Source organism: Streptomyces cellostaticus (genome assembly GCF_023630175.1).
Lineage (GTDB): Bacteria > Actinomycetota > Actinomycetes > Streptomycetales > Streptomycetaceae > Streptomyces > Streptomyces cellostaticus_A.
This window is the reverse complement of record NZ_JALLIN010000031.1, coordinates 57155-80800: the sequence shown is the minus strand read 5'-3', so window position 1 is coordinate 80800 and position 23646 is coordinate 57155. Positions and strand designations below refer to the sequence as shown.

Sequence of the window (23646 nt, the reverse complement as noted above, 5' to 3'; positions counted from 1 at the left end):
GGGGTGCCCGGCACCTGCCGGGACGCGCGGTGGCCTACGCAGTCTGCGGGGCCGTTCTGCTGTCCGGATGCGCGTCCATGCCCGACAGGGGGGATCTCCGGGACGTCGAGTCCACGCCCCGGCAGGACACCGGCGTGCGCGTCTTCGCCATGCCGCCCGCCGAGGACGCCGAGCCCAGCGAGATCATGCAGGGCTTCCTGGAGGCACTGACCAGCGACGACCCGGAGTACGACACCGCGCGCAAGTACCTGACGGCCGACGCGGCGCGCACATGGCGGCCGGAGCGGTCGGCCACGGTCCTGGCGAACGGCCCGAGCGTCGTGCCCGACCACCAGCCGGCCGGCCAGGAGGCTGCCGACACGCTCACCTACGTCCTCGCGGGCACCAGGGTCGCCACCGTCGACGCACAGCAGGCCTACGCGCCCGCCGACGGGTCCTACCGCAACCGGGTGCACCTCGCCAAGGACGCCAAGAGCGGGCAGTGGCGCATCGACGCGCTGCCGCAGGGCGTCGTCATGGGCAAGTCGGACTTCCAGCGCAACTACACGTCGGTCGGCAAGTACTACTTCGCCTCCGGCACGACGGTCAGGACGACCGGGCAGCCGGTCGCGGTCGCCGATCCGGTGTTCGTCCGCAGCAAGGTGGATCCGATGACCCAGGTGGTCCGGTCCCTGCTGGCCGGGCCCACGAGCTGGCTCGAGCCGGTGGTCAGGTCCAGCTTCCCGACGGGCACCGCCCTGCGGAAGGGGGTGTCGGAGCTCGCTCCGGACGACCAGAACAGGCTGACCGTGCCGCTGAACGCCAAGGTCTCCCGGATCGGGCCCGCCCGGTGCACGGAGATGGCGACCCAGCTCCTGTTCACGCTGCGGAACCTGACGCCGACGCTGGAGTCGGTCGAGCTCCAGGCACCCGGCGGGCACCGGCTGTGCGACCTGAGGGAGGAGGCCGCCGAGTCGGCCGCCTGGCATGCGTCGGCGCAGCACCCCGAGAACCTCTACTTCCTCGACGGCAAGCACCGGCTGGTGCGGCTGCCCGCCGCCGGCACCGGGACCGGCGCCGTCCCGGTGCCGGGCCCGCTGGGCCGGGGTGAGCGGTCGCTGCGGTCGGTGGCCGTCTCGCGGGACGAGCGCACCGTCGCCGGGATCGGGGCCGACGCCACGAACCTGTACGTGTCCTCGCTGGAGCCGGACGGCCGGCTCGAGGACCCGGTGCTCAGCAGCCAGGGCGTGACGCCGGACGACCGGCTCACCACGCCGAGCTGGGACGCCGGCGGCGACCTGTGGGTCGCCGACCGCGACCCGCGCGATCCTCGGCTGTACGTCCTGGAGCGGGGCGCCGGCAAACCCGTACGGGTCACCGTCCCCGAGCTGCCCGGACACATCAGGGACGTGCGGGTGGCCGCCGACGGGGCGCGGATCGCGCTGGTCGTGGAGAAGGACGGCAAGCAGTCGCTGCTCATCGGCCGGGTCGCACGCGACCAGGGCTCCGGGGACGGTCCCGCGGTCGTCGAACTGCGTTCCGCCGCGCCCGACCTGGAACAGATCACCGCGATGTCCTGGGCGGGGGACAGCCGGCTGGTCGCCGTCGGCCTCGAACAGGGCGGTGTGCACCAGATGCGCTACGTGCAGGTCGACGGTTCCGCCCTGCACGGTCCCGCGCCGGCCGCGCTGTCCGGCGTGCTGTCGATCGCCGCGTCCGAGGACGAGCGGGCGCCGCTGGTGGCCTACTCGGAGGACGACGGGGTCGTGCGGCTGCCGTCCGGGGCGCAGTGGCAGAAGGTCGACAAGGACGGAACGGCACCGGTCTACCCGGGCTGAACCGGGCCGGCCGGTTGTCCACAGGGCGCTGTCCACAGGGGTGGCGCCCCGTCGCGGACCCCGGCACAGTACTGCGCATGCGGGGGTGGTGGCGGGACCTCACCGACCTGGTGCTGCCGACCGACTGCGCGGGCTGCGGGGCACCGCGTACGGCGCTGTGCGCGCGCTGCCGCGCACTCCTGGGGGCGGTTCCGCCGCGCCGGGTGCGGCCGCTGCCGGAGCCGCCCGGGCTGCCGGTGGTGCACGCGGCGGCCCCCTATGGAGGAGCGGTACGCGAGTTGCTCCTCGCCCACAAGGAGCGGGGCGCGCTGGCGCTCGCGGGAGTCCTCGGAGCGGCTCTGGCGGACGCCGTGCGCGCGGGGCTCGGACCGGTCCTTCCCGGCGCCGTGCCGCCGGTAGGGCGGGGGCCGGCGACCGTGCTGCTCGTGCCCGTGCCCTCGGCCCGCCGGGCCGTGCGGGCACGCGGGCACGATCCGGTGCGGCGGATGGCGCTCGCGGCGGCCGGGGCGCTGCGGAGCACCGGCACACCGGCCCGGGTGGCTTCCGTGCTGCGGCAGCGGCGGACGGTGGCGGACCAGGCGGGACTCGACGCGCGCGGGCGGCTGGAGAACCTCGCGGGGGCACTGGAGGTGACGGCGGGCGGGCTGCGGCTGCTGGCCGCGGGACGCGTGGTGCTCGTCGACGACCTGATCACCACCGGAGCGAGTCTCGCGGAGGCGGCGCGGGCTCTGCGGGAGGCGCTCGCGGTCCACCGCGATGGCGCAACCGCTGTGTACACGGCCGCAACCCGGGAAGGTAGGGAGGAACGAAGGATCGGAGCACGACCGGAGAAGGAGCAGTGGGTGCATGGTGCACCGGAAAATGCGGCACGGAACGCCGCCGGAGAGACGCTCCGCGCAGCCGTGATCGCCGCTCCCCGGGATTCTTTCGGAATAAGCAGGAACTGAGCGCGAAGTTGCATCGTTGCAGGTAGTAACGGGGTCAATTCACTTGAACGGAGGTACGCCGCAGTAGAGGGTGACGACATCCGTCCGGGCGAGATATGTTCGGTTGTGAGGAAAGGCGCAGGCCACACCTCTTCAATCGGAATGCCGTGCAGCGGGTTTTCCGCATTGACCCGCGCCGGTGGGTGGAGATCTTGCCCATGGGGGAGGAGGAGGTGGAAGTCACCGAGTCCGAGGTTCCGGTGCTCACCGGGACCTGGTGCAAAAGGGAGATGCTCCGCCGATGGAGCGGAGCGATCCGGGAACGGAGTTCTGCGTGGACATCGTCGTCAAGGGCCGCAAGACCGAGGTGCCCGAGCGGTTCCGCAAGCACGTGGCCGAGAAGCTGAAGCTGGAGAAGATCCAGAAGCTCGATGGCAAGGTGATCAGCCTCGACGTCGAGGTGTCCAAGGAGCCCAACCCTCGTCAGGCCGACCGCTGCGACCGAGTGGAGATCACCCTCCGCTCCCGTGGTCCGGTGATCCGGGCAGAGGCAGCGGCCAGTGACCCCTATGCGGCACTCGATCTGGCGGCGGAGAAACTGGACGCGAGGCTGCGCAAGCAGCACGACAAGCGGTTCTCGCGCCGTGGCGCACGCCGGATCCCGGCGGCCGAGGTCGCCGACCACGTCCCCGGCGCGGCGACGCTCAACGGCAACGGCATGCCCGTCCACGAGGAGGAGACGGACGGCGTGCCGACGAAGAGGATCGGCTCCCTCGAGGTCAAGGGCGAAGGCCCCCTCGTCGTCCGAGAGAAGACCCACGTCGCCTCCCCGATGAGCCTCGACCAGGCTCTCTACGAGATGGAACTGGTCGGCCACGACTTCTACTTGTTCATCGACTCCGAGACGAAGGAACCGAGCGTCGTCTACCGGCGACACGCCTACGACTACGGCGTCATCCACCTCAGCACCGACCCGATGGTGGCTGAGGCACAACCGCCCGCGGCGGGCGGCACGCTGGGTGGCTGATCCATCCGGCACAAGCTGATCCGGTGCCCCTGGAAGCGCGTGTGCGCCCCCAGGGGCACCGGTGTGCGCCCACCGGGCGCCCCGGTCGTCACCTAGGTGGCGCCCGGGCATGGAATCATGGCCGCACCGGCCCAACCGGTGGGCCGCTGCCTTGGGTTGGCGATGGCACAGAACCGCAGGCCACAGCCTTCAGGGGGAGGAACGATGGCGGACACCTTCGGACCGATGCGAGACGCGGACGCCCGCGACGGTGTCATCGGAACGGACCAGGACACGGACGCTCCACGCAAGGAACCGATCAGAGTCCTGGTGGTGGACGACCACGCCCTCTTCCGCCGCGGCCTGGAGATCGTGCTGGCGGCCGAGGAGGACATCCAGGTCGTCGGCGAGGCGGGCGACGGCGCCGAGGCCGTGGACAAGGCCGCCGATCTGCTGCCCGACATCGTGCTGATGGACGTACGGATGCCCAGGCGCGGCGGGATCGAGGCCTGCACCTCCATCAAGGAGGTCGCTCCCAGCGCGAAGATCATCATGCTGACGATCAGCGACGAGGAGGCCGACCTCTACGACGCGATCAAGGCGGGTGCGACCGGATACCTGCTCAAGGAGATCTCGACGGACGAGGTGGCCACCGCCATCCGCGCGGTCGCCGACGGGCAGTCGCAGATCAGTCCGTCCATGGCCTCCAAACTCCTCACCGAGTTCAAGTCGATGATCCAGCGCACCGACGAACGCCGGCTGGTGCCGGCGCCGCGGCTGACCGATCGTGAGCTGGAGGTCCTCAAGCTCGTCGCCACGGGGATGAACAACCGCGACATCGCCAAGGAGTTGTTCATCTCCGAGAACACCGTGAAGAACCACGTGCGCAACATCCTGGAGAAGCTGCAGCTCCACTCCCGCATGGAAGCGGTGGTCTACGCGATGCGGGAGAAGATCCTCGAGATCCGCTAGGAGCGTCGCGGCAGTCCCGCGCGGGGCGTTCGCCACTCCGCCCAGGGCGGCTCCCCTCCCGGGGGCGTCCTCAGCCGAGCAGGACGGCCAGCTCCCTGGCGAGCGGCTCACGCAGCCCGGGCGCGTCCACCCGCTCCACCCGGACGTCCGTGCAGTCCACCCAGCCCGCCGCCTCGACCAGCGCCCGGGCCACCGCCGGAACCGCCTTCGCGCCGTCCAGGGTGACCTGCCGGGCCACCAGCGTGCGGCCCTCGCGGGCCGGGTCGACACGGCCGACCAGCCGGCCGCCCGCCAGCACCGGCATCGCGAAGTAGCCGTGGACCCGCTTCTGCTTGGGGACGTAGGCCTCGAGGCGGTGGGTGAAGCCGAAGATCCGCTCCGTGCGCGCACGCTCCCAGATCAGCGAGTCGAACGGGGAGAGCAGGGTGGTGCGGTGCCGGCCGCGCGGCGGCGCGGCGAGAGCGGCCGGATCGGCCCAGGCCGGCTTGGACCAGCCCGCCACCTCGACCGGCACCAGACCGGAGTCGGCGATCACGGCGTCGACCTGCTCGCCCTTGAGACGGTGGTAGTCGGCGATGTCCGCGCGCGTGCCGACACCCAGGGCCTCGCCGGCCAGCCGGACCAGACGGCGCACGCACTCGGTGTCGTCCAGCTCGTCGTGCAACAACGCTTCCGGGATGGCCCGTTCGGCCAGGTCGTAGACCCGCTTCCAGCCGCGGCGCTCGACGCACACCACCTCGCCGTACATCAGGGCGCGCTCCACCGCGACCTTGGTGCCGGACCAGTCCCACCAGTCGCTGGTCCTCTTCGCGCCGCCCAGCTCCGTCGCGGTGAGCGGGCCTTCCGCGCGCAACTGCTTGACGACCTGGTCGTAGACACCGTCGGGCAACCGGTGGTTCCAGTGCGGGCGGTTGCGGTAGGCGCGCCGGCGGAACGCGAAGTGGGGCCACTCCTCGACCGGGAGTATGCACGCGGCGTGCGACCAGTACTCGAAGGCGTGCGGGGCCGCGGACGCGCCCGCCGCCGGTGCCTTCCAGTACGCGGCCTCGACGGTCCCGCGGCCGACCGCGCCCAGGCGCGCGTACGGGATCAGCTCGTGAGAACGGGCGAGCACCGAGATGGTGTCGAGCTGGACCGCGCCGAGGTGGCGGAGCACCCCGCGCACACCGGCCCGCCGGTCGGGCGCGCCGAGGAGGCCCTGGGCCCGCAGGGCGATGCGGCGGGCGTCGTCCGCGGTGAGGGTGGTGGTGGGGCGCGGCAGGGTCGTCATGGACCGGACGATAGACGCCGCCACCGACAACGGGGCACGAGCTGCGGTTTCGCCGGCGGGCGGTCAGCCGCGCGCGGGCAGGTACGGAGCCGTCGACGGCAGGCCCAGGTCCGACGGCAGCAGCGAGCCCACCCAGCAGTCGCGGCGCACCCCCTTGTTGTTGACGCCCGAGCGCAGCGTGCCCTCCACGGTGAAACCGGCGCGTTCGGCCACCGCGCGCGAGGCCGCGTTGCCGACCTCCGCGCGCCACTCCAGGCGGTCGACGGACAGCGCGGTGAAGGCCCATCGCGCGGCGGCGAGCGTGGCCTCGGTGACGTATCCGCGGCCGCGGTGCTCCCTGACGGCCCAGAAGCCGACCTCGCCGACGCCCAGCGCCCGCATCGTGATCCCGAGCACGCCCGTCAGCTCCCCACCGGGCAGGAAGAGGCCGAAGGTGTACATCGAGTCGCAGGCCCAGCCCTCGGGCACCATCCGGCCGGTGAAACCCTCGGCGTGCTCACGCAGATAGGGCGAGGGGAACTGGGAGATCCAGCGCTGCGTGTCCGGATCCTGCGCGGCCCGGTACACCGCCTCGGTGTCGTCGGGACGGACCGTGCGCAGCAGGAGACGGTCAGTGGTGAGGGTGACGGGTTCCATCGGCCGATTCTGGGCGGACGGCAGGCGCCACGCCAGGGTTATCCGCCGTGTGTGAGCGGGCGGTCACATTTCGCGCAATTCCCTGTCGGGGCGCGGCACCATCCGCCGTCGCCGTCCGTTGTCCAGGGTGAAGCAGCCGTCGCGCCGCCAGGCCTCCCGGCGCAGCCGGGTCCTCGCATACGATGGCCGTTGCTCAGTACGTCAGAAGGAAACCCGACCGTCCCAGGCCCGACCGGCAAGGAGACCAGCCCCCGTGTCCGTCCTCTCGAAGATCATGCGTGCAGGCGAAGGCAAGATCCTGCGCAAGCTGCACCGCATCGCGGACCAGGTCAACTCCATCGAAGAGGACTTCATCGACCTCTCCGACGCCGAGCTGCGTGGCCTCACCGAGGAGTACAAGCAGCGGTACGCCGATGGTGAGAGCCTGGACGACCTCCTCCCGGAGGCGTTCGCCACCGTCCGCGAGGCGGCCAAGCGCGTCCTCGGCCAGCGGCACTACGACGTGCAGCTGATGGGCGGTGCCGCACTCCACCTCGGCTACGTGGCGGAGATGAAGACCGGTGAGGGCAAGACCCTCGTCGGCACGCTCCCCGCCTACCTGAACGCCCTGTCCGGCGAGGGCGTGCACCTCATCACGGTCAACGACTACCTGGCCGAGCGCGACTCCGAGATGATGGGTCGCGTCCACAAGTTCCTCGGTCTCGACGTCGGCTGCATCCTCGCCAACATGGCGCCGGCCCAGCGCCGCGAGCAGTACGCGTGCGACATCACCTACGGCACGAACAACGAGTTCGGCTTCGACTACCTGCGCGACAACATGGCGTGGTCCCAGGACGAGCTCGTCCAGCGCGGCCACAACTTCGCCATCGTCGACGAGGTCGACTCCATCCTCGTCGACGAGGCCCGTACGCCGCTGATCATCTCCGGCCCCGCGGACCAGGCCACCAAGTGGTACGGCGACTTCGCCAAGCTGGTCCTGCGCCTCAAGCGCGGCGAGGCCGGCAACCCGCTCAAGGGCATGGAGGAGACCGGCGACTACGACGTCGACGAGAAGAAGCGCACGGTCGCCATCCACGAGTCCGGTGTCAGCAAGGTCGAGGACTGGCTGGGCATCGACAACCTCTACGAGTCGGTGAACACCCCGCTCGTGGGCTACCTGAACAACGCCATCAAGGCCAAGGAACTCTTCAAGAACGACAAGGACTACGTCGTCATCGACGGCGAAGTCATGATCGTCGACGAGCACACCGGCCGTATCCTCGCCGGCCGCCGCTACAACGAGGGCATGCACCAGGCGATCGAGGCGAAGGAAGGGGTGGACATCAAGGACGAGAACCAGACGCTCGCCACGATCACCCTGCAGAACTTCTTCCGCCTCTACAACAAGCTCTCCGGCATGACCGGTACGGCGATGACCGAGGCCGCCGAGTTCCACCAGATCTACAAGCTCGGCGTCGTCCCGATCCCGACCAACAAGCCGATGGTCCGCAAGGACCAGTCGGACCTGATCTACCGCACCGAGGTGGCCAAGTTCGAGGCGGTCGTCGACGACATCGCCGAGAAGCACGAGAAGGGGCAGCCGATCCTCGTCGGCACGACGTCCGTCGAGAAGTCGGAGTACCTGTCCCAGCAGCTCAGCAAGCGCGGCATCCAGCACGAGGTGCTGAACGCCAAGCACCACGAGCGTGAGGCCTCGATCGTCGCGCAGGCCGGCCGCAGGGGCGCCGTGACCGTGGCCACCAACATGGCCGGCCGTGGTACGGACATCAAGCTCGGCGGCAACCCCGAGGACCTCGCCGAGGCGGAGCTGCGCCAGCACGGCCTCGACCCCGAGGAGCACATCGAGGAGTGGGCGCACGCGCTGCCCGCCGCCCTGGAGAAGGCCGAGCAGGCCGTCAGGGCGGAGAAGGAGGAGGTCGAGGACCTCGGCGGGCTGTACGTGCTGGGCACCGAGCGTCACGAGTCGCGCCGTATCGACAACCAGCTCCGCGGCCGTTCCGGCCGTCAGGGCGACCCCGGTGAGTCCCGCTTCTACCTCTCCCTCGGCGACGACCTGATGCGCCTGTTCAAGGCACAGATGGTCGAGCGCGTGATGTCGATGGCGAACGTGCCGGACGACGTGCCGATCGAGAACAAGATGGTCACGCGCGCGATCGCGTCCGCGCAGTCGCAGGTCGAGCAGCAGAACTTCGAGACGCGCAAGAACGTCCTCAAGTACGACGAGGTGCTCAACCGGCAGCGCGAGGTCATCTACGGCGAGCGCCGCCGCGTCCTGGAGGGCGAGGACCTGCAGGAGCAGATCCAGCACTTCATGGACGACACCATCGACGCGTACGTCGCCGCGGAGACCGCCGAGGGCTTCCCCGAGGACTGGGACCTGGACCGGCTGTGGGGTGCCTTCAGGCAGCTCTACCCGGTGAAGATCACCGTCGAGGAGCTGGAGGACGCGGCCGGTGACCGGGCCGGTCTCACCGCCGAGTTCATCTCCGAGTCCATCAAGGACGACATCCACGAGCAGTACGCGTCCCGTGAGACGCAGCTCGGCTCCGAGATCATGCGTGAGCTGGAGCGGCGGGTCGTGCTGTCGGTCCTGGACCGCAAGTGGCGTGAGCACCTCTACGAGATGGACTACCTCCAGGAGGGCATCGGCCTGCGCGCGATGGCGCAGAAGGACCCGCTGGTCGAGTACCAGCGCGAGGGCTTCGACATGTTCACCGCCATGATGGAGGGCATCAAGGAGGAGTCCGTCGGCTACCTGTTCAACCTGGAGGTCCAGGTCGAGCAGCAGGTCGAGGAGGTGCCGGTCGAGGAGGCCGAGGCGGTCGCCGAGGGCGTCCAGGACCACGTGCCGGCTCAGGCGGGCGCGCGTCCGGAGATCCGGGCCAAGGGACTGGATGTTCCGCAGCGCCGGGACCTGCACTTCTCCGCACCGACCGTGGACGGTGAGGGCGGCATCCTCGAGCGGGACCTCGAGGACGACGAGCCCGTTCGTTCCGAGTCCGACGGACTGACCCGGGCGGAGCGGCGCCGGCAGGCCAAGGGCGGGCGACGCCGCAAGAAGTAGCTCCGCGCGGCTGCGTCGCGTGACTCGGGGCCGGGTTCCTTCTGGGAGCCCGGCCCCTCGTTCTGCCTGTCCGCCTGCCCGCCTGCCTTCGTGCCCGCCTGTCCGCGTGCCCCGTGCCGGGGCGGGTTCCCGGGCGGTCGGTGTCGCGGGGGCGTGCCCGCAGGCTTCGCGGGCTCGTCCGCCCGCAGTCAGGGGCGGCGGGTCAGAGCTCGGGGGTGCGGTGGGGCCTGGGGCCGAGCTCCACCGCCGTGCAGCGCCAGCGGTGGTCCGGGCCCTGCTCCAGGCGGAAGGCCATGGCGCGCAGGTGGTTGCCCGCGGCGATGCGGGCGAAGACCTCGAGGGCGCCGGCGCGGGGGACGTAGTAGCCGATGTCCCGGACGACGGGACGGGCGCCGCGGGTGCGCAGCGGTCCCCGCTCGGCCAGCAGGGCGAGTTCGTCGTAGGCGCGCCCCGCGGTGTGCCGCAGCATCCAGTGGACCGGCCGCCGGCCGCTGAGGACGGCCAGCAGGCGGTCGGCGAAGACATCGGTGGGGCGGGGCCGTGCCACGACCGGTACGGGCGCCGCGGCGGCCCGGCCGCGGACCGGGTTGCGGGGCGGCGCGCCGCCCGGGCGACGGGAGTCCTGGCGGGTCGGGGGGCGGTGGCGCGGGTGGGGCCGGGCGGTGCCGCGGCTCATGACCTTGTTCATGGGTGTCCCCGTTCTGCGGGCCCGGAGCATACCGGGCGGTAACTCGCTGGTGGGGATCTTGTACGGGGGCGAGGAGCGGCATCGCAAGGAACGCGGGGCGCGTGGCGAGGGGCCGTGCGAGTTCACTTATCCGAGTGGTGCGGACCTCCGGGAGCCCCGGGCGCAGGCGGTGCGACCGGGTGAGGAGCGAGGCGCCGCGCTGACGCCGCCGGGGGTGCGGGCGGGGACTCGAAAGGGGACGGGCGCACGTATCCTGAAGGCCCGTCGACGACCAGGAAAGTGCGGCCAGCCATGCGCGTCTACGTCCCCCTGACCCTCCCCGGTCTCGCCGAGGCGCACAGGACGGGCGAGCTGGGGAGCGGCCCCGTCGTCGCGTACGGCGTCACGCCCGCGCTGCGCGAGTGGTACGTCTCCGACGACACCGAGGAACTGGAGTACGCCGCGCTCGGGCGGGCCGCGCTGGCCTCGCTGCGGCTGCTGGCGGCCGACTCGGGTGCCGAACGGCGCCGGGTCGTGGTCGCCGTCGACGTGGCCGACGGCGTCGTCACGACGGACCCCGACCGCGGGCCCGACCCGGCCGCGCTCGGCGAGGTGAGGGTCACCGGCGCCGTGCCGCTGGCCGAGGCGGCCGCCGTGCATGTCGACGCCGGTGACGCGGAGGAGGACGTGACGGCGGCCCTGGCGGCGCTGGAGGCGGCCGACCGCGGGGACGACGACGCGCAGTCCGTGGTGGACGGCGCCGAGGACCACGAGCTGCTCTGGTACGCCACCCAGGAGATCCCCCACCTGGTGCACCGGGCCTGAGCCGTCCCGGCCCGCCTTGACTGTCGGTGGGTGCGGGTACGGTCTTTGACATGGGGACGCACGCGGGCGCGCACATCGTCTGGGACTGGAACGGAACCCTCTTCCACGACAACGACGCGATCATCGGGGCGACGAACGCCGCCTTCGCCGAGCTGGGGCTGGCGCCGATCACGCTGGAGCAGTACCGCGCGCTGTACTGCGTGCCGGTGCCGAGGTTCTACGAGCGGCTGCTCGGGCGGCTGCCCACGGACGCCGAGTGGGAGCTGATGGACGGCGTCTTCCACCGGTACTACACGGAGCACCGGGTGCGGTGCGCTCTCACCGAGGGGGCGGCCGAACTGCTCGCCGGCTGGCGGACCGGCGGGAACAGCCAGTCGCTGCTGAGCATGTACGGCCACGAGGATCTGGTACCGCTGGTGCGGGGCCTCGGTATCGAGGCGCACTTCCTGCGGGTGGACGGGCGCAGGGGGCCGTCCGGCGGCAGCAAGGCCGAGCACATGGTGCGGCACCTGGAGGCGCTGACCGGGGTACGGGCGGCGCGGACCGTGGTGATCGGCGACGCCGCGGACGACGCGGTGGCCGCGCGGCACGTGGGCGCGCGGGCGGTGCTGTACACCGGCGGGTCGCACAGCAGGGCCAGCCTGGAGGAGGCCGGCGTCCCGGTGGTGGACACGCTGGCCGAGGCGGTCGCGGAGGCACAGCGCATGGCCGCGTGAGCGGAGCCGGGGGCGACGGCGCCCCGCTCGGCCGGGCGGGGCTCACGTCATCGCGGCGGGGCGGCCGTCAGGTCGCCGGGGCCTTGGCCCTCAGCACCGTCAGGAACTCCCGCATCCAGGTCGGGTGGTCCGGCCAGGCGCGGGCCGAGACCAGGGTGCCGTCGACCACCGTCTCGGTGTCCTCGAAGTGGGCTCCGGCGGCCTGCATGTCGAGTTCCAGTGCGGGATAGGCGGTGACCCTCCGGCCGCTGAGGCTGTCGACGGCGGCGGTGAGCAGCGGGCCGTGGCAGATCTGGGCGACCGGCTTGTCCGCGTCGAAGAACGCCTTGAGGATCTTGCGCAGCTCGGGATCGTTGCGCAGGTACTCGGGGGCGCGGCCGCCGGGGACGACGAGGGCCGCGTACTGGCCCGGGTCGACCTCGGAGAACGCGAGGTCCGCGGGCCAGGTGTAGCCGGGTTTCTCGGTGTAGGTGTCGAAGCCGGGCTCGAAGTCGTGCACGACGAACCGGAGCGTCTTGCGCGTGGGGGCCGCGATGTGGACCTCGTAGCCCTCCTCACGCAGCCGCTGGTACGGGTAGAGGACTTCCAGGGACTCCGCTGCGTCGCCGGTGACGACGAGGATCTTCGCGGGCATGTCGGCTCCTCCTGGGCGGGCACGGCCCCCCTGCACGGGGACGGGTGCTGTCCTGGCAAGGTGCCCGCACGCGGCGCGCCTGCCAAGGGGGCCCGTCGCTTTCAGGGTGCGGCCCGCCGTACCGTGACGCGACCCGGTACCCCCGCCCCGGCGGGCTCCCGCCCCCTGCCCGTACTCCGCCCGCCACCGGATACGCCTCCCGCCTCCACTCCACCCCTGTGCAGAACGTCAAACTTCACCCCCCGGTTTTGTACACATACGGCTCATGACGGCCCCCGGGTGGGGAGCGATAGCCTTGTGGCGTGATCAGCGCGATAGTTCGCGGGGGCGATGCTGCCCCCGCCCCGCGCCCGGGTTGCACGGAGCACCTCCGTGACCGGGCGGCGGTCGCTGGTCTTCGCGGGCGGGCCGGGGGCGCCGGAGCCCCCGGGATGCCGAGGACGGTCCGGGTACCGGCGGCGCCGAGAGCGGCGTCACATCCGGCGGGCGCGTCGAAGATGGCCGAATACCCCTCGCTCTCCTCCCCTTGCGGCATAGCGTCGGATCGGACCGGACACCCCGGGCCGTGGCGTCGAGCCGGAGGGAAGGAAACCGTATTTCCTTCTACGTCACGCAACGGCGCGCGACAGGAGCCAGAGGACAATGCAGACCAAGCTGGACGAAGCCAAGACCGAGCTGCTCGAACGGGCGGCCCGGGTAGCTGAGAACAGCCCGGTCGGGGGGCACCTACCGACCGGGACGACGGCGACGGGCGAGGGTACGGCCGGCACCCCCGACGGCGAAGCCGTGCACGCGTTCCTCCAGCGCTACTACCTGCACACCGCGCCGGAAGACCTCTCCGACCGCGACCCGGTCGACGTCTTCGGCGCCGCCGTCTCGCACTACCGGCTCGCCGAGAACCGGCCCCAGGGCACCGCCAACGTCCGGGTGCACACCCCGACGGTGGAGGAGAACGGCTGGACCTGCAGCCACACCGTGGTGGAGGTCGCCACCGACGACATGCCCTTCCTCGTCGACTCGGTCACCAACGAGCTGACCCGTCAGGGCCGCGGCATCCACGTCGTCATCCATCCGCAGTTCGTCGTCCGGCGCGACGTCACCGGCAAGCTCATCGAGGTCCTGCCGACCGCGCCCACCGGTGACCTCCCGCACGACGCGCACATCGAGTCCTGGATCCACGTCGAGATCGACCGGGAGACCGACCGCGCCGACCTGAAGCAGATCACCGCCGACCTGCTGCGCGTCCTGTCCGACGTCCGCGAGGCCGTCGAGGACTGGGAGAAGATGCGCGACGCGGCCGGCCGGATCGCCGACGGCCTGGAGAACGAGCCGCTGCCGGGCGACCTGCCGACCGCCGAGGCCGAGGAGGCCCGCGAGCTGCTGCGCTGGCTCTCCGCCGACCACTTCACCTTCCTCGGCTACCGCGAGTACGAGCTGCGCGGCGACGACTGCCTGGCCGCCGTGCCCGGCACCGGTCTCGGCATACTGCGCGCGGACCCGCACCACTCCGAGGACGACCAGCACCCCGTCAGCCCCTCCTTCGAGCGGCTGCCCGCCGACGCCCGCGCCAAGGCCCGCGAGCACAAGCTGCTCGTGCTGACCAAGGCCAACAGCCGCGCCACCGTGCACCGGCCGTCGTACCTGGACTACATCGGCGTCAAGAAGTTCGACGCGGACGGCAACGTCATCGGTGAGCGCCGCTTCCTCGGCCTGTTCTCCTCCGCCGCCTACACCGAGTCGGTCCGCCGTGTCCCGGTCATCCGGCGCAAGGTCGAAGAGGTCCTGCAGCGCGCCGGCTTCTCGCCGGAGAGCCACGACGGGCGCGACCTGCTCCAGATCCTGGAGACCTACCCGCGCGACGAGCTGTTCCAGACCCCGGTCGCCGAGCTGCAGTCCATCGCGACGAGCGTCCTGTACCTGCAGGAGCGCCGCCGGCTGCGGCTGTACCTGCGGCAGGACGAGTACGGCCGCTACTACTCGGCCCTGGTCTACCTGCCGCGCGACCGCTACACCACCGGCGTCCGGCTGCGGATCATCGACATCCTGAAGGAGGAGCTCGGCGGCATCAGCGTCGACTTCACCGCCTGGAACACCGAGTCGATCCTGTCCCGGCTGCACTTCGTGGTCCGGGTCCCGACGGGCACCGAGCTGCCCCAGCTCTCGGACGCGGACAAGGAGCGCATCGAGGCCCGGCTGGTCGAGGCCGCCCGTTCCTGGGCCGACGCGTTCGCCGAGGCGCTCAACGCCGAGCTGGGCGAGGAGCGTGCCGCCGAGCTGCTGCGCCGCTACCACAACGCCTTCACCGAGGGCTACAAGGCCGACCACAGCCCGCGCGCGGCGGTCGCCGACCTGGTCCACCTGGAGCGGCTCAGCCAGGAGAAGGGCCACAACTTCTCCCTCAGCCTGTACGAGCCGGTCGGCGCCGCCCCCGACGAGCGTCGCTTCAAGATCTACCGCAAGGGCGACTCGGTCTCCCTGTCCGCGGTCCTGCCGGTGCTCCAGCGGCTCGGTGTGGAGGTCGTGGACGAGCGTCCGTACGAGCTGCGCTGCGCGGACCGCGCCACCGCCTGGATCTACGACTTCGGCCTGCGCATGCCGAAGTCGCCGGCCGGCACCGACCACTTCGGCGACGACGCCCGCGAGCGCGTCCAGGAGGCCTTCGCCGCCACCTGGACCGGCAAGGCGGAGAACGACGGCTTCAACGCCCTCGTGCTGAGCGCCGGGCTGACCTGGCGGCAGGCCATGGTGCTGCGCGCGTACGCGAAGTACCTGCGGCAGGCCGGCTCCACCTTCAGCCAGGACTACATGGAGGACACCCTCCGCGACAACGTCCACACCACCCGGCTGCTGGTCTCGCTGTTCGAGGCGCGGATGTCCCCGGACCGGCAGAAGGCCGGGTCGGAGATCACCGACGCCCTGCTGGAGGAGCTGGACGCGGCCCTGGACCAGGTGGCGAGCCTCGACGAGGACCGCATCCTGCGTTCCTTCCTGACCGTCATCAAGGCGACCCTGCGCACCAACTTCTTCCAGGAGGCGCGCGGCGGCGAACCGCACGACTACGTCTCCATGAAGTTCGACCCGCAGGCCATCCCGGACCTGCCCGCGCCCCGGCCGGCGTACGAGATCTGGGTGTACTCGCCGCGCGTGGAGGGCGTGCACCTGCGCTTCGGCAAGGTCGCCCGAGGCGGCCTGCGCTGGTCCGACCGCCGTGAGGACTTCCGCACCGAGATCCTCGGCCTGGTCAAGGCCCAGATGGTGAAGAACACCGTCATCGTGCCGGTCGGCGCCAAGGGCGGGTTCGTCGCCAAGCAGCTCCCGGACCCGAGCGCGGACCGGGACGCGTGGCTGGCCGAGGGCATCGCCAGCTACAGGACGTTCATCTCGGCGCTGCTCGACATCACCGACAACATGGTGGCCGGCGAGGTCGTGCCGCCGCAGGGTGTCGTACGGCACGACGGCGACGACACCTATCTGGTGGTCGCGGCCGACAAGGGCACGGCGACCTTCTCGGACATCGCCAACGAGGTCGCCGAGAGCTACCACTTCTGGCTCGGCGACGCCTTCGCCTCCGGCGGTTCGGCCGGCTACGACCACAAGGGCATGGGCATCACCGCCCGCGGCGCCTGGGAGTCCGTGAAGCGGCACTTCCGCGAGCTGGGCGTGGACACGCAGGGCGAGGACTTCACGGTCGTCGGTGTCGGCGACATGTCCGGTGACGTGTTCGGCAACGGCATGCTGCTCTCCGAGCACATCCGCCTGGTCGCCGCCTTCGACCACCGGCACATCTTCATCGACCCGGACCCGGACGCGGCCACCTCCTACGCCGAGCGCCGCCGCCTGTTCGAGCTGCCCCGCTCGAGCTGGGCCGACTACAACACCGAGCTGCTGTCGACGGGCGGCGGGATCTTCCCGCGCACCGCGAAGGCGATCACCCTCAACGCGCACATCCGCCAGGCCCTGGGCATCGAGGAGAAGATCTCCAAGATGACGCCGGCCGACCTGATGAAGGCGATCCTGCACAGCCCGGTGGACCTGCTGTGGAACGGCGGCATCGGCACGTACGTGAAGTCGTCGGCGGAGTCGAACGCCGATGTCGGCGACAAGGCCAACGACGCCATCCGCGTCGACGGCAGCGACCTGCGCGTCAAGGTCGTCGGCGAGGGCGGCAACCTCGGCCTCACCCAGCTCGGCCGCATCGAGTTCGCGCTGCACGGCGGCCGGATCAACACCGACGCGATCGACAACAGCGCCGGCGTGGACACCTCCGACCACGAGGTGAACATCAAGATCCTGCTCAACGGGCTGGTCGCGGACGGCGACATGACCGTCAAGCAGCGCAACAAGCTGCTCGCCGAGATGACCGACGAGGTCGGCGGCCTGGTGCTGCGCAACAACTACGCGCAGAACACGGCCATCGCCAACGCCCTCGCCCAGTCCAAGGACATGCTGCACGCGCAGCAACGGTTCATCCGCCACCTGGTCCGCGAGGGCCACCTCGACCGGGCGCTGGAGTTCCTGCCCGCCGACCGCCAGATCCGCGAACGCCTCACCCAGGGCCAGGGCCTGACCGGCCCCGAGACCGCCGTGCTGCTGGCGTACACGAAGATCACGGTCGCCGAGGAGCTGCTGCACACCTCGCTTCCGGACGACCCGTACCTGCGCACCCTGCTGCACGCCTACTTCCCGACGGCGCTGCGCGAGCAGTTCCCGGACGGTATCGACAGCCACCCGCTGCACCGCGAGATCACCACGACCGTGCTGGTCAACGACACGGTCAACACGGGCGGTACGACGTATCTGCACCGGTTGCGCGAGGAGACCGGGGCCTCGCTGGAGGAGATCGTCCGCGCCCAGACCGCGGCCCGCGCGATCTTCAGCTCGTCGCCGGTGTGGGACGCGGTGGAGGAGCTGGACAACAGGGTCGAGGCCGCCGTCCAGACCCGTATCCGGCTGCACTCGCGCCGACTGGTCGAACGCGGCACGCGCTGGCTGCTCAACAACCGGCCGCAGCCGCTGCAGCTCGCCGAGACGGTGGAGTTCTTCGTCGAGCGGGTCGAGCAGGTCTGGCAGCAGCTCCCCAAGCTGTTGCGGGGCGCGGACCAGGAGTGGTATCAGCACGTGTTCGACGAGCTGTCCGCCGCCGGTGTCCCGGACGAGCTGGCCACGCGCGTGGCCGGCTTCTCCTCGGCCTTCCCGGCGCTCGACATCGTCTCGGTGGCCGACCGCATGGGCAAGGAGCCGCTGGACGTCGCCGAGGTGTACTACGACCTCGCCGACCGGCTCGGCATCAGCCAGCTCATGGACCGCATCGTCGAGCTGCCGCGCAACGACCGCTGGCAGTCCATGGCCCGCGCGGCGATCCGCGAGGACCTGTACGCGGCACACGCCGCGCTGACCGCCGACGTCCTGGCCGTCGGCAACGGCACCTCCACGCCGGAGCAGCGCTTCGGCCTGTGGGAGCAGAAGAACGCCGCGCTGCTCTCCCGCGCGCGCACCACCCTGGTGGAGATCCGCGGTTCCGACGAGTTCGACCTCGCCAACCTCTCGGTGGCGATGCGGACGATGCGGACGCTGCTGCGCTCGCACTCGTAGCCACGAGGGCCGTACGGCCGTAGCGGGCGCCCCGGGCCGGTCCAGGCCCGGGGCGCTCGCGGTGCCATGCCCGGTCGAATGCTCCACTACCGGACTATTCGGACATTTCCGATAGGGTCTGGGCTGTGACAGCGACCTCACCGAGAACCGCCCGGCGGCGGTCGCGCGGGAGGAGCGCCGTGCCGCCGGCCGTCGCACGGGCCGGACGGGCGCTGCCCCCGGTCGTCGCGGCGCTCGTGCTGGTGCTGCTGCTCCTGGTGATCGTCCGTCTGCCCTGGGTGGGCGATCTTGGCATGCACGCGGCGACCGTGCAGCGGCTGCGGCACAGTCCGCTGCACCCCGGCAACCCCCTGGTCGACGCCGACACGCCGAGCCCCTACTACTCGCCCTGGATGCTGCTGCTGGGCTGCCTCGCCCGGGTGACCGGCCTGTCGGTGTTCCCCGTGCTGCGGGTCGGCGCGCTGGTCGGACTGGGGCTGTTGGCCACCGGGGTGTGGCGCTACGTCCGCACCCTCAGCGCCCACCGCGCGGCGCCCGCCCTGGCGTTTTTGAGCCTGGTGTTCCTGTGGGGCCCGGTCCTGTTCGAGTGGAGCGGCTTCCTCGGTCTCAACTCCCTCGCGCTCACGGTGGCGTACCCCAGCGTGTTCGCCCTCGGCCTGTCGTTCCACTTCTGGGCCTGGCTCACCCGGGCACTGCGCGCCGGGACGGGATGGGGCGGGTGGCTCGCCCTGGGGGCGCTCTGGGCGCTGATCCTGCTGTGCCACCAGTTCACCGGGGTCGTGGCGTCCCTCGGGGCGCTGGCCACGGTGGTCGCCGCACGGCCGGGCCGGCCCGAACTGGCGCGGCTCGGCGCGGCGGTCGCCCTCGGCCTGGTGCTGCTGTGGGCATGGCCGTACTACGACTTCTTCGCGCTGTTCTCCGCAGGGGCCGGGCTCGAGGCGATCCACCGGTCGCTGTACGGGCATCTGCCAGGACGGTTCGGGCTCGTCCTGCTCGGGGTGGTGGCCCTGGGGGCGCGGTGGCGGCGGGACCGCCGGGATCCCCTGGCGCTGTTCTTCCTGCTCGGCGCGCTGGTGTTCGCGGCGGGCGGGCTGAGCGGGCACTACTCCTGGGGCCGCGCGCTGCCCGCGGCGCTGATCCCGGCCCAGCTCGCGGCCGCGCTGGAGGCCGTGTCGGCGGGCCGGCGGGCGGTGCGGGCCGGATGGGCCGGCGCGCTGGGCGCGGCACTGCTGGTGGGGGCGTGGACACAGGTGGGGACGGTCGGGTACGTGACGGGGCGGGACGCGCTGCCGGGCGCGGTCGCGGCGAGGTACCGGGAGCCGTGGACCGGGTACCGGTGGGTGACGCCCTGGGTGAGGTACGGGGACGTGGTGATGGCGCGGACGATGGCCTCGCGGCAGATCCCGGCGTACGGGGCGTACACCGTGGCTCCCGGGTATCCGGATGTCTTCCTGCCGTCGGCGGGGGTGCGTGAGGCTGCCGAGCGGCGGTACTTCTCGGCGGCTGCGGCGGCCCCGGCGCGGCGGGACGTGCTGCGCGAGTACGGGGTGCGGTGGGTGGTCGGGGTCCGCGAGGACGCGGAGCCGTGGCTGCGGAGGGTGGCCGGGGGGCCCGGGAAGCAGGTGCTGTACGCGGTGCTGCGCTGAGCCGCCCCGCCCGGGGGTCACTTCAGGACGCTCGCCGCCAGGCGGGCCGCGTTGCGCAGTCTGGGGTGGGAGAGCCGGCGGGCCAGGGGGCGGATCACGTGGGCCGTCAGGGACCGGGGCCGCCAGCGCACCTGCAGGCGGCCGGGGTTGCGGCCCTCGGGTTCGACGGTCAGTTCGTGGGCCGTGAGGCCGGCCCGGTGAGCGATCCGCGCCCGCCCCGGGGGGAAGTCGAGCGGGGCCAGCAGCAGGCCCGAGTTGGCCAGTCCCTGCTGTGACAGGCGGAGCAGCGGGTGGCGTACTCCGTCGAAGCCCTGGACGGGCGGCGCCGCCGCCGCGAGGTCCAGCCGGACCCGGCCCTCGAAGACACCCGGTCGCACCGGGTCCAGCCGGAACGGCACCGTCAGACGGCGCCGGCCGGGGCTCAGCACCAGGCTCGCCCGCTGCGGCCCCACCGGGAGCCGCAGGCCCGGGTCGTACGTCCGGATGGTGAGGTCGAGGCAGGCGCCGGGGCCCCGGGTCAGCTCGGTGATCTCGTGGCGGAACTGGGCACTGGTGAACGGCCGGGTGTCCAGCTCCAGGTCGGAGACGTCCAGTTCACGGCGGGCCCGGTCGGTCGTCGGGAGCGTGTCGCCCCAGAAGGTGCCGCCACGGGCGTCGTCGGTGACCTGCCGTGGGGCCACGTTGTGGCCGAGGCCGCGTGCCGCCTGCCGGGCGTCTGACAGACGCTCGTCGCGCAGCAGTTCGAGCACCACCCGCTCCGCGCGGGGCAGACGGACGAAGGCGCCGTCCGCGAGTGTGTCCAGGTAGGGGTTCATGATCCGCGCGAAGTCCCCGAGCCACGCGTCGTCCCGGTACGGCAGGTCGCCCGCGTACATCCGGAAGTCGTGCTTGAGGAACTTGTAGTCCTTGTCCTCGCGGAGCACCGCGTGCCCGCTCTCGACCAGGAAGTCGTCGATCAGGCGCTGGACGTGCACCCGGTCGCGGACGTTGGAGATCTTGTGCCGCTGGTTGGAGATGGACGCCGCCGCCTGCGCGGCGAACGGCTCGATGTACCAGACGTACACCGGGTCCGGAATGATCGTGAACGCCTTCGCCAGGCAGTAGGCCTGCGCGGAGAAGAGCTGGTCCTCGTAGTGGATGCCCTCGGGGAAGCGGAGCTCGTGGCGGTCCAGGAACGCCCGCGCGTACATCTTGCTCGTCGACAGGTGCTCGAACAGCAGCCGCGGGTCGGCGTCGATGCCGTCCAGCGTGCGCCGTTCGGCGACCAGGTGCGGCATCCAGGTCGAGCGGTGCCCGCTGTCCACCCGTACCCGCCGCACCGCGCCCATGGTGAAGTCCACCTCGCGTTCGCGGTGCGCGGCGAGCAGCGACTCGACGGCGCGGGGCGGGAGTTCGTCGTCGCTGTCCAGGAACATCAGGTACGGAGCCCGGGCGATCTCGATGGCCCGGTTGCGCGGTGCGCTGCAGCCGCCGCTGTTCCGCGGCAGGCGGAGGTAGCGGATCCGGTGGTCCTGTGCGGCCAGTTCCCGTGCCACGGCGGGCGTGTCGTCCGTGGAGTGGTCGTCGCTGATGACGATCTCGATGTTGGCGTGGGTCTGGGCGCGCAAGGAGGCGACCGCGCGGGGCAGGCGGGCCGCGTCGTTGAAGACGATGACGGTGACCGTGACGTCGGGGAGCGTCATGCGGTGGCCTCCTCGGGGGTCGGGGCGGGCGTGCGGCGCTCCAGCGGGATCACCGGGGGCAGCGCCTCCTCGGGTTCGCCGAGGAAGACCCGCCGTACGACCCGCTCGGCGGCGCGGCCGTCGTCGTACTCGCAGAACCGGCGCCGGAAGGCGGCCCGCGCCTTCGCCGCGCTCTCGTCGCGCCAGGCGCCCGAGGTGAGGATCTCGGTCAGCTCCTCCTGGGTGCGCGCGACCTGGCCCGGGTGGTCGGCCATCAGGTCGAAGTACACGCCCCGGGTGGTGCGGTACGTCTCCCAGTCGTCGGCGTGGATCACGATCGGCCGGTCCAGGTTGGCGTAGTCGAACATGATCGACGAGTAGTCCGTGACCAGCGCGTCGGCGGCCAGGCACAGCTCCTCGACGGGGTCGTAGGAGGAGACGTCGATGATCCTGCCGGACCGGCGCAGCCCGGTGAGCGGGGAGGCGGCGCCGTAGAAGTAGTGCGCGCGGACCAGCAGGACCGTGTCGCCGCCGAGCCGGTCGGCCAGGGCGGCGAGGTCGAGCCGGGGGGTGAAGCCCGCCTCGTAGTCGCGGTGGGTGGGGGCGTAGAGGACGGCGGTGGCGCCGGGGGCGATGCCCAGCCGCGCACGGGCGGCCCGCACTTCGGCGGCGCCGCTCGTGTAGAAGACGTCGTTGCGCGGATAGCCGTGGTCCAGCGAGGTGTAGCGGGCCGGGTACGCGCGCTCCCACATACGGGTGGAGTGGCTGTTGGCGCTGACGCTGTAGTCCCACTTGTCGACGCGGGCCAGCAGCGCGGCGAAGTCCAGCCCCTTGGCGGCGGCCGGGTGGTCGCGCTGGTCCAGGCCCATGCGCTTGAGCGGGGTGCCGTGGTGGGTCTGGAGGTGGATCGCCTCGGGGCGCTTGACGACCGCGTTGGGGAAGTTGACGTTGTTGGTCAGGTACTTGGCGGTGGCCAGCGTCTCCCAGTAGCGGCGGGTGCCGGGGATCACGTGGTCGGTGCCGGGCGGCAGCAGGGCCGCGTTCTCCCTGTTCACCACCCACACCCGGCGGATGTGCGGGGCGAGTTCGGCGAGCCGGGCGGCGATCGCGGCCGGGTTGCAGGCGACCCCGCGCTCCCAGTAGGCGGCGAACACGGCCAGTTCGGGGTCGACCGGGCGGCTCAGCGCCCTGCGGTACTGCTGGTCGCGGAGCTTCGTGCCCAGTTGCCGCTTGCGGTCGCGCACCGCCTTCCGGGCCGCGCGCCGGGTGCGGTTGGCGGCCTGGAAGGCGCGGTACCTGGTGTACGCGCCGTCCTCGAGCAGCGAGTGCCGGACGCCCTCCAGACCGGCGGGGCGGCGGTGGTTCTCGGGGCGCCAGCGGACCGCGGCCAGCGAGGCCCGGCGGAAGAACTCGCGGGCCACCGGGTCGGGCAGGTCCTCCCGGGCGAAGGTGCGCAGCAGGTCGCGGACCATCAGGTCGTACAGCACCGCGCGGGGCGCGCGGCGGTCCCTGGTGAGCGGGAGCAACGACTCGTAGCGGTCGATGAGCGTGTACCGGTCCTCCGGCGCGAGGGGCGGCAGGCTCTCGGGACGCAGCCGGCGGTCGTCGTACGCCACCTGGTTCAGGCAGGCGACACGGTCGGCGTGCAGCAGGGCCGCGTGCGCCGCGTAGGGCTCGTCGTCGGTGGTGAGCAGGTCCTCGTGCGCCCGCCAGAACCCGGCGCGCAGGGCGCGGGTGCCCAGCAGCGGGGCGAGGCGCAGCAGGTCGGCCGCGTCGTCCAGGGTCCGGTCGGCACGGCCGGCGGCGGCGAGGTGGCGGCCGCCGGCCGACGGGGCCGCGGCGCTCCGCCAGGTGGTGGTGACGTGGTCGAAGAGCAGTACGTCGACCGTGTCGTCCAACTCCGCGGTGCGCTCCGCGACCATCCGGGGCGCCCCGGCGGGCAGACCGTCCTTGGCGTGCACGAAGTGCAGCCAGCGGCCGGACGCCCGCGCCGCTCCCGCCGCCCTGGCCGCCCCGTCACCGGTGCCCTCCGGCAGCGGCACCACGATCGTGTCCGGGGCGTGCTCCTCGGCCGTCTCCCGGGCCCAGTCGCCGACCGCGGCGACGATCACCTCGATGTCCGGGAGCGGGCGGGTCTCCAGCGCGGCCAGCAACTCGGTCAGATGTCCCTGGGTGTTCGGCCCGTGGACGATGACGCTGAGGTGAGGCATCGCG

General features: G+C 71.9%; 15 protein-coding genes. 9 read left to right on the top strand and 6 right to left on the bottom strand.

Annotated features, from left to right (window positions below):
• The first annotated feature begins 77 nt into the window (after nucleotides 1–77).
• The 4 genes from MXD57_RS20565 (at nucleotide 78) to MXD57_RS20550 (ending at nucleotide 4721) form a co-directional block, all read left to right on the top strand.
• A complete protein-coding gene (locus tag MXD57_RS20565; RefSeq protein ID WP_250403102.1) occupies nucleotides 78–1817 on the top strand; it encodes an LpqB family beta-propeller domain-containing protein in 1740 nt (579 codons plus the stop codon).
• Between the two features lie 77 nt (nucleotides 1818–1894).
• Nucleotides 1895–2764, top strand: coding sequence for a ComF family protein (locus MXD57_RS20560; protein ID WP_250403100.1), 870 nt, complete (start codon nucleotides 1895–1897; stop codon nucleotides 2762–2764).
• 313 nt (nucleotides 2765–3077) lie between these two features.
• Nucleotides 3078–3770, top strand: a complete 693-nt coding sequence (hpf, locus tag MXD57_RS20555; protein WP_374114734.1) for a ribosome hibernation-promoting factor, HPF/YfiA family — start codon at nucleotides 3078–3080, stop codon at nucleotides 3768–3770.
• Between the two features lie 204 nt (nucleotides 3771–3974).
• Nucleotides 3975–4721, top strand: coding sequence for a response regulator (locus MXD57_RS20550; protein WP_250403096.1), 747 nt, complete (start codon nucleotides 3975–3977; stop codon nucleotides 4719–4721).
• Between the two features lie 70 nt (nucleotides 4722–4791).
• Here MXD57_RS20550 and MXD57_RS20545 read toward each other — a convergent pair whose 3' ends face one another.
• Complete coding sequence (locus tag MXD57_RS20545; protein ID WP_250403094.1) at nucleotides 4792–5991, bottom strand: winged helix-turn-helix domain-containing protein; 1200 nt, start codon at nucleotides 5989–5991, stop codon at nucleotides 4792–4794.
• Nucleotides 5992–6054: 63 nt separating this feature from the next.
• On the bottom strand, nucleotides 6055–6627 hold the full coding sequence (locus tag MXD57_RS20540; RefSeq protein ID WP_250403092.1) for a GNAT family N-acetyltransferase: 573 nt from the start codon (nucleotides 6625–6627) through the stop codon (nucleotides 6055–6057).
• 253 nt (nucleotides 6628–6880) lie between these two features.
• On the opposite strand from MXD57_RS20540, the gene secA reads away from it, so the two are divergent.
• Nucleotides 6881–9691: a preprotein translocase subunit SecA gene (gene secA, locus MXD57_RS20535; protein ID WP_250403090.1), complete on the top strand. Its 2811-nt coding sequence runs from the start codon at nucleotides 6881–6883 to the stop codon at nucleotides 9689–9691.
• Nucleotides 9692–9893: 202 nt separating this feature from the next.
• Here the strand turns inward: secA and MXD57_RS20530 are convergent, their stop codons facing one another.
• Nucleotides 9894–10379, bottom strand: a complete 486-nt coding sequence (locus MXD57_RS20530) for an Rv3235 family protein (RefSeq protein ID WP_250403088.1) — start codon at nucleotides 10377–10379, stop codon at nucleotides 9894–9896.
• A 291-nt stretch (nucleotides 10380–10670) separates the two neighbouring features.
• Here MXD57_RS20530 and MXD57_RS20525 point away from each other — a divergent pair, with 291 nt between their 5' ends.
• A complete protein-coding gene (locus tag MXD57_RS20525) occupies nucleotides 10671–11183 on the top strand; it encodes a DUF6912 family protein (RefSeq protein WP_250403086.1) in 513 nt (170 codons plus the stop codon).
• A gap of 50 nt (nucleotides 11184–11233) precedes the next feature.
• Nucleotides 11234–11899, top strand: a complete 666-nt coding sequence (locus tag MXD57_RS20520) for an HAD family hydrolase (protein ID WP_250403084.1) — start codon at nucleotides 11234–11236, stop codon at nucleotides 11897–11899.
• A gap of 67 nt (nucleotides 11900–11966) precedes the next feature.
• Here the strand turns inward: MXD57_RS20520 and MXD57_RS20515 are convergent, their stop codons facing one another.
• Nucleotides 11967–12533 (bottom strand): DJ-1/PfpI family protein, encoded by a 567-nt coding sequence (locus tag MXD57_RS20515; protein WP_250403082.1) that lies wholly within the window; start codon nucleotides 12531–12533, stop codon nucleotides 11967–11969.
• A gap of 642 nt (nucleotides 12534–13175) precedes the next feature.
• On the opposite strand from MXD57_RS20515, the gene MXD57_RS20510 reads away from it, so the two are divergent.
• Nucleotides 13176–18125 carry an NAD-glutamate dehydrogenase gene (locus MXD57_RS20510; protein WP_250403081.1) on the top strand — a complete coding sequence of 1650 codons (4950 nt, stop codon included), beginning with the start codon at nucleotides 13176–13178 and terminating at the stop codon, nucleotides 18123–18125.
• A gap of 179 nt (nucleotides 18126–18304) precedes the next feature.
• On the top strand, nucleotides 18305–19771 hold the full coding sequence (locus MXD57_RS20505; RefSeq protein ID WP_250403080.1) for a hypothetical protein: 1467 nt from the start codon (nucleotides 18305–18307) through the stop codon (nucleotides 19769–19771).
• A 17-nt stretch (nucleotides 19772–19788) separates the two neighbouring features.
• On the opposite strand, the gene MXD57_RS20500 is transcribed toward MXD57_RS20505, so the two are convergent.
• On the bottom strand, nucleotides 19789–21453 hold the full coding sequence (locus MXD57_RS20500) for a glycosyltransferase family 2 protein (protein ID WP_250403079.1): 1665 nt from the start codon (nucleotides 21451–21453) through the stop codon (nucleotides 19789–19791).
• Complete coding sequence (locus MXD57_RS20495; RefSeq protein WP_250403077.1) at nucleotides 21450–23642, bottom strand: CDP-glycerol glycerophosphotransferase family protein; 2193 nt, start codon at nucleotides 23640–23642, stop codon at nucleotides 21450–21452. Before MXD57_RS20495 ends, MXD57_RS20500 begins: the two co-directional genes overlap by 4 nt.
• Nucleotides 23643–23646: the final 4 nt, after the last annotated feature.

Bases quoted from the DNA above. Each gene is read 5' to 3' on its own strand.
- MXD57_RS20530 (WP_250403088.1), bottom strand. From the start codon at position 10,379: ATGAACAAGGTCATGAGCCGCGGCACCGCCCGGCCCCACCCGCGCCAC.
- MXD57_RS20520 (WP_250403084.1), top strand. From the start codon at position 11,234: ATGGGGACGCACGCGGGCGCGCACATCGTCTGGGACTGGAACGGAACC.
- MXD57_RS20510 (WP_250403081.1), top strand. From the start codon at position 13,176: ATGCAGACCAAGCTGGACGAAGCCAAGACCGAGCTGCTCGAACGGGCG.
- MXD57_RS20560 (WP_250403100.1), top strand. From the start codon at position 1,895: ATGCGGGGGTGGTGGCGGGACCTCACCGACCTGGTGCTGCCGACCGAC.
- MXD57_RS20495 (WP_250403077.1), bottom strand. From the start codon at position 23,642: ATGCCTCACCTCAGCGTCATCGTCCACGGGCCGAACACCCAGGGACAT.
- MXD57_RS20565 (WP_250403102.1), top strand. From the start codon at position 78: ATGCCCGACAGGGGGGATCTCCGGGACGTCGAGTCCACGCCCCGGCAG.
- MXD57_RS20500 (WP_250403079.1), bottom strand. From the start codon at position 21,453: ATGACGCTCCCCGACGTCACGGTCACCGTCATCGTCTTCAACGACGCG.
- MXD57_RS20515 (WP_250403082.1), bottom strand. From the start codon at position 12,533: ATGCCCGCGAAGATCCTCGTCGTCACCGGCGACGCAGCGGAGTCCCTG.
- MXD57_RS20550 (WP_250403096.1), top strand. From the start codon at position 3,975: ATGGCGGACACCTTCGGACCGATGCGAGACGCGGACGCCCGCGACGGT.
- MXD57_RS20545 (WP_250403094.1), bottom strand. From the start codon at position 5,991: ATGACGACCCTGCCGCGCCCCACCACCACCCTCACCGCGGACGACGCC.
- MXD57_RS20540 (WP_250403092.1), bottom strand. From the start codon at position 6,627: ATGGAACCCGTCACCCTCACCACTGACCGTCTCCTGCTGCGCACGGTC.
- MXD57_RS20525 (WP_250403086.1), top strand. From the start codon at position 10,671: ATGCGCGTCTACGTCCCCCTGACCCTCCCCGGTCTCGCCGAGGCGCAC.